Source organism: Pandoraea eparura (assembly GCF_902459725.1).
GTDB lineage: Bacteria > Pseudomonadota > Gammaproteobacteria > Burkholderiales > Burkholderiaceae > Pandoraea > Pandoraea eparura.
Genome location: NZ_CABPSH010000003.1, coordinates 424,981 through 437,235, shown reverse-complemented (window position 1 = coordinate 437,235; position 12,255 = coordinate 424,981). Strand labels below are relative to the sequence as shown.

Below are 12,255 nucleotides of genomic sequence, written 5' to 3'. Positions count from 1 at the left end.
AGAACAGAACGAAAAAGGGTCGAAAAAGGATCGAAAAATGGATCGTAAAAGTGCAGGTATTATAGGGCGTTCCTATTGGCGTGACGGCTTAACCGCGCGACGGCTTTTGACCGGGTGACGGCTTAATCGCGTAACGGCTTAACTGCGCGACGACTAAGCCACGTAACGATGTACCCACGTAGCCGCATGACCGCGTGATCGCACAACCGCGTAATGGACCGCGTGGGATGCGCAGTCGCCGGCAGGCCGCGCCGGCGCTTTCCTTCTGGAGCCCGATTTGCTCAGATTCTCCCGCATCAACTGGAACAACGTTCGCCAACTGCTGAGATACGCGCTTGCGCGGGCAAAGGACGACCGGATTCCGCAGGTGGCGGGAAGCCTGACGTTTACCTCGATCCTGTCGATCGTGCCACTGTTCGCGGTGACGTTCGCGTTGTTCACGGCCTTCCCGATCTTCAATGCGTTTCGCGACGCCTTGCAGGGCTTCCTGCTCGAGCACCTGATGCCCGAGAGCGTGAATGCCCAGATATTCAACTACTTGAACCAGTTCGCGTCGAAGGCGAAAAGCCTGACGGCCTTCGGTCTGATCGGTTTGCTGGTGACGGCCGTGCTCACGTTGATGACGATCGAGTCGGCGTTCAATGTGATCTGGCGCGTGCGACGTCCCCGTCCGCTCGCGCAGCGCCTGCTGATCTACTGGAGCTTGCTGACGCTCGGGCCGCTGTTGATTGGGGTGAGTCTGTCGATCAGTTCGTACGTCTTCACGCAATCGATGTCGCTGGTGAGCACGTTGCCGCCGATCGTCGCCTCGCTGCTCAGTCTGATTCCGCCCGCGCTGACAAGTCTGGTGTTCATGCTGATGTATCTCTACATGCCGAATTGCAAGGTGGATTGGCGTGACGCGTTGGTCGGCGGGGTCGTCGCGGCGCTGGCGTTCGACCTGACCAAGCGGGGCTTCGGCCTATACATCCGGCAGTTCCCGACTTATACGGCCGTGTACGGCGCCTTCGCGGCGGTGCCGATCTTCTTGTTATGGATCTATCTGTCGTGGCTGGTGGCACTGATCGGCGCGACGATCGCGTCAGTGCTGCCCGCGCTGCGCCTTGGACACTTCCAATATCCCCGATTTCCGGGAAGCGATCTGCTCGATGGCCTGACGCTGATCCATTTGCTCAATCTGGACCGGGAGGCCGGCGGCAGCGGGTGCACGATGGTGCAATTGGCGAGCACCATGCGCACGAGCCTCGATCATGCCGGTGATTTGCTTACCCGGCTCGAGCGGATGGGGTGGGTCGGGCGGCTGACGACGCCGCCCCCGGCAGAGCGATGGCTGCTGCTCGCGAACCCGCGCACGGCGACTCTGGCGCCGCTGGTCGCGCAACTGGCCCTCAACGTCGACGAGTTGGCACGGCAAATGGAGCGTCACGCGCTTGACGGCGCGCATGTCGCCGAGATCCTGCGCGACGGGAGGTGGGACGTACCGCTGGCCGATGCGTTACCGTGCGATGTCACGCTGGCAAATTGTGGTGACGACACGTCGGGCGCGGGGGCGGATCACGCGAGCGGTGAGTCCCACGAAGGCGCTAGAGCTTGATGCGGCCCAGGCAGATATCCCGAAACATGACCCAGTCGCCCATCAGGCTGTAGATCGGATGGCGGAAGGTGGCGGGCCGGTTCTTCTCGAAAAAGAAGTGGCCCACCCACGCGAACGCATAGCCGCACACAACCGCCGCGAGCAGCCACCAAGGGTTGCCCGTCACCATAAACGTCAGCAGAAAGGCGATCACGCCCCAAGAGCCGACGAAATGCAGACGGCGGCAGACGGAGTTGCGGTGCTCTCCGAGATAGAACGGGTAAAAGTCCGCAAACCGGCGAAACGCCGGTGCGTCGTCGTGCCCAGGTGTCATCGCAAGCCTCCTCCATTGGGAAGGTGACGCGCTCAGTGTCGCATGAATGCGACGAGCGCATCGAGCAGGGCGTCCGGCTGCTCGGTCATGATCGCGTGCCCCGCATTGACGACCTTGATCGAGACCGGCGCACCGGCCTCGCGCAGCGCGTCGAGCAGGGCTTGTGCTGCGCGCGGCGGCGTCATCTGATCGCGCTGCCCCAGCACGGCGAGCACAGGACACCGCACCTGCGCAGCCGCGGCCATTCCCTGATCGTAGCGATTGCACGCCTCGAAGTCGGTGAGAAACACCTTGGCGGGATTGCGTTGCGACACGCGCTCCATCAACCGTTGATTCACGCCCCATGTCCAGAAACCGGGGCCGGGCGCCGAAGGCTTGGCCGCGAGCGTGCTGTGCGACCAGGCGTTGACAAGGGCGATGGCCTCCGGCTCACGCTCGGCGGCGGCCTCGAGCAGCACGTCGGACACCTTCATTGGGTAGGCGGTGCCCACCAGCGCAATGCGGGACACCCGCTCGGGATGGCGGGCGGCGGCGTCCAGCGCGATCAGCGACCCCATGCTGTGCCCGACCCACGTCGCTTGTCCGATGCCGGCCGCATCGAGGACGGCGACCACGCGATCGGCCATCTCGCCAATCGTGGTCAATGGGGCGCCCGCGCTGCGGTGATGCCCGGGCAGATCCAGGGCGAGCACGTTCATGCCGTGATGAGCGAGGTATCGGCTCTGTAACCCCCACACGCTGTGGTCGTGCTGCGCGCCATGCAGGAAGACGACTGTCGGCAGCGCCGGATCCATCGATTTGCCAGCGGTGTACGCGTAGAGGTTGTTGCCGTCGATGGTGAAGTTCATCGCGTTTGCCCCTTGGCTGTGGACTTGACGGCCGCCTTCAGGCCGCGTTTGAGATCCTGAATCAGGTCGTCGGGGTCTTCCAGGCCGATCGACAGGCGCACGGTGCCTTCTCCGATACCGGCTGCCGCGAGCGCCGCGGCGTCCATGCGGAAATGCGTGGTCGAGGCGGGGTGAATGACCAGCGAGCGCGCATCGCCCACATTCGCCAGATGCGAGAATAGCTGCAGCGATTCAATGAAGCGACGCCCAGCCGCCCGATCCCCCTTCAGGTTGAAGCTGAATACCGCGCCGGCGCCGCGCGGCAACAGGCGTTTGGCCAGTGCGTGGTCGGGATGCGACGCCAGTTCGGGGTAGGCGACGCTCGCCACGGCCTCGTGTCCGGCCAGAAATTCCACCACCCGACGTGCGTTGTCGACATGCCGCGCCATGCGCAGCGGCAGCGTTTCGACGCCTTGCAGCAGTTGCCATGCCGCTTGTGGATGCAGGCAGGCGCCAAAGTCGCGCAATCCCTCGCGCCGCGCGCGCAACAGGAACGGCGCGACGGAATTCTCCTCGGCGAAGACCATGCCGTGGAAGCCGTCATACGGTTCGGTCAGTTCGGGAAATTTGCCGCTTCGCTCGAAATCGAACGTACCACCGTCAACCAGAATGCCGCCGATCGTCGTGCCATGTCCGCCGAGGAACTTGGTGGCCGAGTGATAGACGAGATCGGCGCCATGATCGAAGGGCCGGATGAGCCACGGTGTGGTGAAGGTGCTGTCGACCATCAGCGGCACGCCGGCGTCGTGCGCGATCTCGGCAACACGGGGGATGTCGAGGACATCGAGCCCAGGGTTGCCAAGGGTTTCGCCGAAGCACAGCCGGGTCTCGGGGCGCACGGCCGCGCGCCAGCCGTCCAGGTCGCCGGGGCGCACGAAGGTGGTCTCGATGCCGAAGCGGCGCAGCGTGTAATGCAGCAGATTGTGCGAGCCGCCGTACAGCGCGCTCGATGCCACGATATGCGAGCCTGCGCCCATCAGGGTGGCAATGGCGAGGTGTAGCGCGGCCTGTCCGCTTGCCGTGGCGATCGCGCCGACACCATTTTCCAGGGCGGCCATGCGTTCTTCGAAGACGGCGTTGGTCGGATTGGAAATGCGTGAGTAGACATGGCCGGCGCGCTCCATGTTGAAAAGCGCAGCCGCCTGATCGGCGTCGGTGAAGACGAACGACGTGGTCTGGTAAATCGGGGTGGCGCGTGCCCCGGTGGCGGGATCGGGGGCGGCCCCGGCGTGCAGGGCAAGCGTGTCGAAGTGCGGGACGGACATATCGGAGAAGGCCTCGCGGTTGGCTTGACGTTGACGGAACGGCGGCTGAGCGATGACTAGGCGCTGGTGCGTGATGCCGGCGTCTTGAACGCGGCCATCCTAGCACCACCGCCGTGCATCGCGACAGGCGCAGTCGGATGCATCGGCAAAATGCTGGCGTTGTCTTATGTTTGAGGTGAGGGTATGTCCGATCGATCGCTGGAATCGGCCGAAAAGCCTCGTCGCACGGACATTTGAGCGTCTTGTTTCTTTCCTTTTCAGACGCTTTCCGATAGCATCTTTCGAACATGATCTAATCACGATAACGAGGGGACGACGGCGTGCGCGCCTGCGATCCGCCTCGAACACCGAAGTCTGGCAACTACGTCCGGTGGCATCGTTCTGCCGCGGTTGCCCGAGCATCACAACGAGGAGAGTGTGCCATGCGAGTGTCTGACATCCTGAAAGTAAAGGGCAACACCCTTTTCACCGTGACCCCGGAGACGTTGCTGGCCGATGCCGTCGACACGATGGCGCAGCATGATATCGGCTCACTCGTGGTCATGGAGTTCGGCGATCTCGTGGGCATGCTCACGTTCCGCGAAATCATCAATACGATCAGCGAGAATGGCGGTACGGTCGGCGCCTCCACGATTCGCAAGGTGATGGACGACCATCCGCTCACGTGCACGCCGGAGACGGATGTCAACGAAGTCCGGCGCATGATGCTCGAGCGTCACGCACGCTATTTGCCGGTCATGGACAACCGCACGCTCATGGGCGTGATTTCCTTCTACGATGTGGCGCGTGCCGTCGTCGAGGAGCAATCCTTTGAAAATCGCATGCTCAAGGCCTACATTCGCGACTGGCCGGCCGAGGAAGCGGAAGACACCAAGTGAGTGAGGCCAGCCGGCGCGGGGCACGCGGCGAGGGCCACCAATCACGACTGTTGAAAGAGCGGCGCTTTGCGCCGTTTTTCTGGACGCAGTTTCTGGGCGCGATGAACGACAACGTGTTCAAGATTGCGTTCACGTCGCTTGTCACCTATCACGCATCGCTTTTTCATAACGTCGACGGCAAGACGGCGGCGTTCCTCATCTCGGCCATCTTCATCGCGCCATTCCTGTTGTTTTCCGCGACCAGCGGGCAGATTGCCGACAAGTGGGACAAGGCGCGCCTGATCCGCTTCGTCAAGACGCTGGAAATCGCGATCATGGCCGTCGGCGCAGCCGGTTTCCTCTGGGCGAGTGCGCCGTTGCTGTTTGTGTGCACGTTCCTCATGGGGCTGCACTCCACCCTTTTCGGGCCGGTGAAGTACGCGTATTTGCCCCAGCACCTGGCCACACGTGAACTGGTGGGGGGAAACGGCCTGGTCGAAATGGGCACGTTCGTCGCCATCCTGATCGGCACGATTGTCGGGGGCGAACTGGCTGGCGCGGGGGCGGGCGCGCTGCCATGGATCGGCGGTGTTTGCCTGGGGTTGGCCTTGCTGGGGCGAGGGATATCGACGTGGGTGCCGCAAACGCCCGCCGCGCAGCCGGATCTGCGCATCAATTGGAATCCGCTGACCGAGACGTGGAGAAATCTGCGCATCGCTCGCGAGGATCGTGCGGTCTTCCAGAGCCTGCTCGGCATCTCCTGGCTTTGGTTCCTCGGGGCCACCTTTCTTGCCTCGTTTTTCAATTTCGCGCACGACGTGCTCGGCGCGGGCTCGGGCGTCGTCACGCTGCTGCTGGCCATGTTCTCCCTGGGCATCGGGCTGGGCTCGCTGCTGTGCGAGCGGCTGTCAGGCGGCAAAGTGGAAATCGGGTTGGTGCCGTTCGGCTCGATCGGCATGACCGTATTCGCGGTCGATCTCTATTTCGCGAGCCGCGGCGGCGCGCACGGTGTGGCCTTGCAGAGCGTGGCGCAGTTCGTTTCGCAACCGGCCCATTGGCGTGTGCTGGCGGATCTGTTCCTGCTGGCGATGTTCGGCGGTTTCTACAGCGTGCCGTTGTATGCGCTGATCCAGAGCCGTAGCGCGCCGTCGCATCGCGCGCGTATCATTGCCGCGAACAACATTCTCAACGCATTGTTCATGGTCGTGTCGGCACTCATGGCGATGGCCATCACGAAAGCCGGGTTCACCATCGACCAGTTGTATCTCGTCACCGGCGTTCTCAATGCGCTGGTGGCCATCTATCTGTATCTGCGGCTCCCGGAGTTCCTGATCCGCTTCATGATGTGGCTGCTGTTGCACACCCTGTATCGTATCCACGTCAAAGGGTCCGACCAGATTCCGGACGACGGGCCATGCCTGCTGGTCTGCAATCACGTCAGTTTTGCCGATGCGGTGGTCATCGGTGCGTCGATCCGTCGTCCGGTTCGCTTCGTCATGGACCACCGGATTTTCCGCATTCCTGTGTTGTCGTGGTTCTTCCGTACGGTCGGCGCCATTCCGATTGCTCCGGCGCATGAAGATGCAATTGCGCTCGACCAAGCGTATCAACAGATCGCAGAGGCCCTGAAGGCTGGCGAGGTCGTTTGCCTCTTTCCAGAGGGCAAGGTCACGGCATCCGGCGAACTGCAGGTCTTCCGGCAGGGCGTGCAACGCGTCATCGAGCGTACGCCCGTGCCGGTGGTGCCGATGGCGCTGCGCGGGCTGTGGGGGAGTTTCTTCTCGCGGCACGGCGGTGCGGCCATGACGCGACCGTTCAAGCGCGGCATCCTGAATCGGCTCGAACTTGTCATCGGTGCGCCAGTAGCGCCCGCCCAGGCCACGCCGGAAACCCTGCGCGAGAAGGTGCTCAAGCTGCGCGGTGCCTGGCCAGTGTAAGCGGTAACGTGTAAGGGCCCCCTGGCATCACGGCGTGGCTCGGAATGCGCTGAGGCCTCGCCTGAAAAGCCCTCGAAATGCCGCCGTTCGGTCGATTCGCGCCACCGCCTGCCGCACGGCGCGGCGCGGCGCGGTGGGATCGCTGGCATAATAGGGCCTTCCCGTCCTCCCCGAACCCGATCCCCGTATGTCTGGCAATACGCTTGGAACCCTGTTTACCGTTACCACTTTCGGCGAATCGCATGGCCCGGCCATTGGCTGCGTCATCGATGGCTGTCCGCCGGGAATGGCGCTCACGGAAGCCGACATCCAGGGGGAACTGGATCGCCGCCGTCCCGGCACGTCGCGTCACGTCACGCAGCGCAATGAGCCGGACACCGTCGAGATCCTCTCCGGCGTGTTCGAAGGCGTGACGACGGGTACCCCGATCGCGCTGCTGATCCGCAATACCGATCAACGCAGCAAGGACTACGGCAACATCGTCCAGACGTTTCGCCCCGGACACGCCGACTACACCTACCTGCAAAAGTACGGCGTGCGCGACTACCGTGGCGGCGGCCGCTCGTCGGCACGCCTCACGGCGCCGGTCGTTGCGGCCGGGGCCGTGGCCAAGAAGTGGCTGGCCGAGAAGTACGGCGTGCAGGTGCACGGCTGCATGACGCAACTCGGCGACATCGAGATTGCACAGACCGATTGGTCGCAGGTATCGCAGAACCCGTTCTTCGCCGCCAACGCAGAAGTTGTCCCGGAACTGGAAGCGTATATGGACGCGCTTCGCAAGGCGGGGGATTCCGTCGGGGCCAAGCTTCGCGTCGTGGCGACCGGCGTGCCGGTCGGTCTCGGCGAGCCGCTGTTCGACCGCCTGGATGCCGATATCGCCCACGCGATGATGGGGCTGAACGCCGTCAAGGGCGTGGAGATCGGTGCGGGCTTCCGCAGCGTCACGCAGAAGGGATCGGAGCATGGCGACGAACTGACCCCGGAAGGCTTCGTCGGGAACAACGCCGGTGGCATTCTGGGTGGCATTTCGACCGGTCAGGATATTGACGTGTCGATCGCGATCAAGCCCACGTCGAGCATTCGTACGCCGCGTCGCTCGATCGATGTGGCCGGTCAGGCGTCGACAGTGGAGACGTTCGGACGCCATGACCCGTGTGTGGGAATTCGCGCGACGCCGATTGCCGAAGCGCTGCTCGCGCTCGTGCTGATCGATCATGCGTTGCGTCACCGCGCGCAGTGTGGCGATGTGCACGTGAGCACGCCGGTCATCGCGGCACACGCGCCGGAATGACGACGTCGCGCTGACGAAACGCGCGGCGCCGTGGCCCACAAACAAAAACCGCCGGACGAACCGGCGGCGATGCGGCATTACATATTCGGGTAGTTTGGCCCGCCCCCGCCTTCCGGCGTGACCCACACGATGTTCTGCGTCGGATCCTTGATATCGCACGTCTTGCAGTGCACGCAGTTCTGCGCGTTGATTTGCAGTCGCTCGGAGTCGTCGTCGTTCTTCACGAATTCGTACACGCCTGCCGGGCAATAGCGCTGCTCGGGCCCCGCGTACTCCGTGAGATTGATGCCGACCGGCACGCTGGGATCCTTGAGCGTGAGGTGCGCCGGTTGGTTCTCTTCGTGGTTGGTGTTCGAGATGAACACCGACGACAGACGGTCGAAAGTGAGCTTGCCGTCCGGCTTCGGGTAGACGATCGGCTGGCATTGCGCGGCCGGCAGCAGGCACTCGTGATCGGCCTTCTTGCGGTGAATCGTCCACGGCATCTTGCCACCGAGCAGCTTTTGCTCGATGCCGGTCATGATCGTGGCGATGGTCAGGCCCTTCTTGAACCACTGCTTGAAGTTGCGCGCCTTGTTCAACTCTTCGTGCAGCCACGATTGCTCGAACGCGGCCGGGTAGGCGCTGAGCTCGTCACGCTGACGCTCGGCAACCAGCGCGTCGAATGCGGCGTCCGCGGCCATCATGCCGCTCTTGATGGCGGCATGGCTGCCCTTGATCCGGCTCACGTTGAGGAAGCCCGCTTCGCACCCGACCAGCGCACCGCCCTTGAAGACGAGCTTCGGCAGGGCCAGCAGACCGCCCGCCGTAATCGCGCGTGCGCCATACGAGATGCGCTTGCCGCCTTCGAGGAAGTGACGAATCGACGGGTGCGTCTTGTAGCGTTGAAACTCCTCGAACGGCGACAGGTACGGATTGCCGTAATCGAGACCGACGATGAAACCGACCGCCACCTGGTGATTCGGCAGGTGGTAGAGGAACGAGCCGCCGTAGGTTTGCGCATTGAGCGGCCAGCCTGCCGTGTGGATGACGAGGCCTTCCTTGTGCTTGGCCGGGTCGATTTCCCACAGTTCCTTGATGCCCAGGCCGTAGGCCTGCGGATCGCGCCCGTCGTCGAGATTGAATTTGCGGATCAATTGGCGGCCCAGGCTGCCACGCGCGCCTTCCGAGAAGATCGTGTACTTGGCGTGCAACTCCATGCCCAGTTGGAAGTTCTCGGTCGGTTCGCCGTCCTTGCCGACACCCATGTTGCCGGTCGCCACGCCCATGACCGCACCGTTCTCGTCGTACAGGATCTCGGCGGCGGGGAAGCCCGGGAAGATTTCGACGCCCAACGCTTCGGCCTGCTGGCCGAGCCAGCGCACGACGTTACCCAGGCTGATGACGTAGTTGCCATGATTCTGGAAGCAGGCGGGCAGCAGCCACGACGGCGTGGGGGTCGCGCCGGTCTCGTTCAGGAACAGGAAGCGGTCTTCGACGACCGGGGTGTCGAGCGGCGCGCCGAGGGCTTTCCAGTCGGGGATGAGTTCGCTCAGCGCCTGCGGATCCATGACTGCGCCGGACAGGATGTGGGCCCCGATTTCCGAGCCTTTTTCCAGCACACATACGGAAATGTCCTTGCCCGCCTCCTGCGCGCGCTGCTTCAAACGGATTGCCGTGGACAGGCCGGCCGGACCGCCGCCGACAACGACGACGTCATACTCCATCGACTCCCTCGGGCCGTACTGCTCAAGCAGCTTGGGATCCATTGATGCTCCTGTTATTAACGTTAGAATTCGTGGGTGCGGCCATTTTCCGGGAATGGGAGGCGCCTCGCAACCGCATATTAATAGCACGATCGTTCAGTTTGGTAGGTGAGCAACTCTAGCGGCAGGCCATGCGGCGTCGCCGTTTTTCGATGGATGTCGAGGCTCGAGGGAGAAGACGATGGGGCGTTCGCTGAATCTGGAAGGGAAAGTGGCGATGGTGACGGGCGCGTCGAGTGGACTTGGCATGCAGTTTGCCAAGGTGCTGGCCCAGGCCGGGGCGAAGGTCGTGCTGGCCAGCCGGCGCGTTGAACGGCTCAAGGAGTTGCGCGCGGAGATCGAGTCGCAAGGCGGTGCGGCGCACGTCGTTCCCCTCGATGTGACGGACTACGACAGCATTCGCGCCGGGGTGGCCCATGCCGAGACCGAGGCGGGGGCCATCGACATTCTCATCAACAATTCGGGGGTGTCGACCCAGCAGCGACTGGTCGACGTCACGCCGCAGGACTACGACTATGTTCTGAACACCAACACGCGCGGGACCTTTTTCGTGGCGCAGGAAGTCGCCAAGCGAATGATCCGGCGGGCCAAGGGCGATCCGCAGCGCCAGCATCGGATCATCAATGTGGCGTCGGTGGCCGGGCAGCGCGCGATCTCGCTGCTTGGCGTCTACTGCGTGAGCAAGGCGGCGGTCATCCACATGACTCGCGCGATGGCGCTGGAATGGGGGCGGTACAACATCAACGTCAATGCGTTGTGTCCGGGGTATATCGACACCGAGATCAACCACGAACATTGGCAGACCGATGCGGGGCGCAAGCTTATTCAGATGTTGCCTCGCCAACGCGTCGGCGAGCCGAGCGATCTGGACGGGCTGATTCTGCTTCTGGCGTCAGACGATTCCAGGTTTATCAATGGATCGATCATGACGATCGACGATGGCCTGGCGATCGGTTAAGCCATGACGGGCCTTATGCGGCGGGCGATTCGGTGCCATCGGTGGCCGCGCTGCAATGCGGCAATCGGGGAATGTCCGAGGCAGCCAGCGCCGTGGCGACGAGCGCATAATTCACCGATGCCAACGGGGTCGTGAAGGACGTCGCGTTGACGTCGGATCCCGAATCATCCTGAGGACACCATGCTGAATCAAGGCTGGCGAGCGCTCGTCGGCGTCGCGCTTGCCCTCGCCGCCGTCGCGCTGCCGGCGGCCGCGCGCCCCTACAAGGCCGAATACGCGCTGTCGATCATGCCCGATGCGGGCACGCCCTGGGGTAAAGGCACGCAACTCTGGGCCGATATGGTGCGCGAGCGCACGCACGGCCGCATCAACATCCGATTGCACACGGGCGCCTCGCTCGTGGGCGGCGATCAGACACGCGAATTCTCGGCCTTGCGTCAGGGCGTAATCGACATGGCGGTCGGCTCGACGATCAACTGGTCGTCGGCAATTCCCGAATTCAACGTTTTCTCCCTGCCATTCCTGCTGCGCGGCTGCCGGTCGCTCGACGCCCTCACGCAGGGTGAGGTGGGGCGCGAACTGTTTCGCCGCGTGGAAGAGCAGGGGGTCGTGCCGCTGGCGTGGGGCGAGAACGGTTTCCGACAACTGAGCAATTCGCGTCGGCCGATCCGTGCGCCGGAGGACATGCGCGGGTTGCGGTTCCGTGTTGTCGGATCGCTGTTGTTCAACGACATCTTCACGGCATTGGGCGCCGTGCCGACTCAGATGACGTGGAACGACGCGATGCGTGCGCTGCGCGCGCGCAAGATCGATGGCCAGGAAAATCCGATCACGGTTTTCAACAATGTGCGGCTCGACACGTTGGGGCAGCGCTTCATCACGGTATGGGATTACGTGGCCGATCCCATCGTGTTCTCCGTCAATCGGCAGGTCTGGGATAGCTGGACACCTCAGGACCGCGACATTGTTCGTGACGCCGCGATCGAGGCGGCGCGCTTCGAAGTGACGCTCGCGAGAGAGGATGCGATGAGCGGTGGGAGTGCGGCGTGGGATGATCTGGCGGCGCGTGGCGTGAAGGTGATACGACTCACGCCGGAACAACGTCAGCGTTTTGTCGACGCGACGCGTCCCGTCTATGCGAAATGGAAGGCGCTGGTCGGGCGCGATCTCGTCGACAAGGCTGAGGCTGCCGTAAGGGACGAAGTGACTACGGCCAAGTTGAACGAGCCCGACGTTCGCCGGTAGTGGCGATGGCTCGCCTCGGACGTGTCCGAAGCCGTGGTCTCGCGCAATCCCTAAAAGGCGGGGGATCCTGGCAAATCGCCCCGGTTTGCCGCGCACCGATCCCTGTGAAGCGCTACACTTTCTCCCCACGACGTCCTGTCACTGCACGGCAGGGCGTCGATCT

The 12,255-nt window shown here is 63.4% G+C and carries 10 protein-coding genes; 6 read left to right on the top strand and 4 right to left on the bottom strand.

What is annotated here, in order from left to right; translation table 11 throughout:
• Positions 1-277: 277 nt before the first annotated feature.
• Positions 278-1,594, top strand: a complete 1,317-nt coding sequence (locus PEP31012_RS09920) for a YihY family inner membrane protein (protein WP_150589175.1) — start codon at positions 278-280, stop codon at positions 1,592-1,594.
• Here the strand turns inward: PEP31012_RS09920 and PEP31012_RS09915 are convergent.
• The 3 genes from PEP31012_RS09915 to PEP31012_RS09905 are packed head-to-tail and all read right to left on the bottom strand — an operon-like array spanning position 1,584 to position 4,059.
• Complete coding sequence (locus PEP31012_RS09915; protein ID WP_150589174.1) at positions 1,584-1,907, bottom strand: Mpo1-like protein; 324 nt, start codon at positions 1,905-1,907, stop codon at positions 1,584-1,586. The genes PEP31012_RS09920 and PEP31012_RS09915 overlap by 11 nt on opposite strands.
• Before the next feature lie 32 nt (positions 1,908-1,939).
• On the bottom strand, positions 1,940-2,755 hold the full coding sequence (locus PEP31012_RS09910; protein WP_150589173.1) for an alpha/beta fold hydrolase: 816 nt from the start codon (positions 2,753-2,755) through the stop codon (positions 1,940-1,942).
• On the bottom strand, positions 2,752-4,059 hold the full coding sequence (locus PEP31012_RS09905; protein WP_150589172.1) for an O-acetylhomoserine aminocarboxypropyltransferase: 1,308 nt from the start codon (positions 4,057-4,059) through the stop codon (positions 2,752-2,754). Before PEP31012_RS09905 ends, PEP31012_RS09910 begins: the two co-directional genes overlap by 4 nt.
• A gap of 422 nt (positions 4,060-4,481) precedes the next feature.
• Here PEP31012_RS09905 and PEP31012_RS09900 point away from each other — a divergent pair, with 422 nt between their 5' ends.
• The 3 genes from PEP31012_RS09900 (at position 4,482) to aroC (ending at position 8,144) form a co-directional block, all read left to right on the top strand.
• On the top strand, positions 4,482-4,937 hold the full coding sequence (locus PEP31012_RS09900) for a CBS domain-containing protein (protein WP_150589171.1): 456 nt from the start codon (positions 4,482-4,484) through the stop codon (positions 4,935-4,937).
• Positions 4,934-6,853: an MFS transporter gene (locus PEP31012_RS09895; protein WP_150589170.1), complete on the top strand. Its 1,920-nt coding sequence runs from the start codon at positions 4,934-4,936 to the stop codon at positions 6,851-6,853. The genes PEP31012_RS09900 and PEP31012_RS09895 overlap by 4 nt, the downstream gene beginning before the upstream one ends.
• A 187-nt stretch (positions 6,854-7,040) precedes the next feature.
• On the top strand, positions 7,041-8,144 hold the full coding sequence (gene aroC, locus PEP31012_RS09890; protein ID WP_150589169.1) for a chorismate synthase: 1,104 nt from the start codon (positions 7,041-7,043) through the stop codon (positions 8,142-8,144).
• A 77-nt stretch (positions 8,145-8,221) separates the two neighbouring features.
• On the opposite strand, the gene PEP31012_RS09885 is transcribed toward aroC, so the two are convergent.
• On the bottom strand, positions 8,222-9,892 hold the full coding sequence (locus PEP31012_RS09885) for an electron transfer flavoprotein-ubiquinone oxidoreductase (protein WP_150589168.1): 1,671 nt from the start codon (positions 9,890-9,892) through the stop codon (positions 8,222-8,224).
• Positions 9,893-10,070: 178 nt separating this feature from the next.
• Here PEP31012_RS09885 and PEP31012_RS09880 point away from each other — a divergent pair, with 178 nt between their 5' ends.
• Positions 10,071-10,847: an SDR family oxidoreductase gene (locus tag PEP31012_RS09880; RefSeq protein ID WP_150589167.1), complete on the top strand. Its 777-nt coding sequence runs from the start codon at positions 10,071-10,073 to the stop codon at positions 10,845-10,847.
• Between the two features lie 180 nt (positions 10,848-11,027).
• Positions 11,028-12,092 (top strand): TRAP transporter substrate-binding protein DctP, encoded by a 1,065-nt coding sequence (gene dctP / locus PEP31012_RS09875; protein ID WP_150589166.1) that lies wholly within the window; start codon positions 11,028-11,030, stop codon positions 12,090-12,092.
• The last annotated feature ends 163 nt before the right edge of the window (positions 12,093-12,255 follow it).

Coding starts and splice junctions, on each gene's coding strand:
- dctP (WP_150589166.1), top strand. CDS start 11,028: ATGCTGAATCAAGGCTGGCGAGCGCTCGTCGGCGTCGCGCTTGCCCTC.
- PEP31012_RS09885 (WP_150589168.1), bottom strand. CDS start 9,892: ATGGATCCCAAGCTGCTTGAGCAGTACGGCCCGAGGGAGTCGATGGAG.
- PEP31012_RS09905 (WP_150589172.1), bottom strand. CDS start 4,059: ATGTCCGTCCCGCACTTCGACACGCTTGCCCTGCACGCCGGGGCCGCC.
- PEP31012_RS09900 (WP_150589171.1), top strand. CDS start 4,482: ATGCGAGTGTCTGACATCCTGAAAGTAAAGGGCAACACCCTTTTCACC.
- aroC (WP_150589169.1), top strand. CDS start 7,041: ATGTCTGGCAATACGCTTGGAACCCTGTTTACCGTTACCACTTTCGGC.
- PEP31012_RS09910 (WP_150589173.1), bottom strand. CDS start 2,755: ATGAACTTCACCATCGACGGCAACAACCTCTACGCGTACACCGCTGGC.
- PEP31012_RS09880 (WP_150589167.1), top strand. CDS start 10,071: ATGGGGCGTTCGCTGAATCTGGAAGGGAAAGTGGCGATGGTGACGGGC.
- PEP31012_RS09915 (WP_150589174.1), bottom strand. CDS start 1,907: ATGACACCTGGGCACGACGACGCACCGGCGTTTCGCCGGTTTGCGGAC.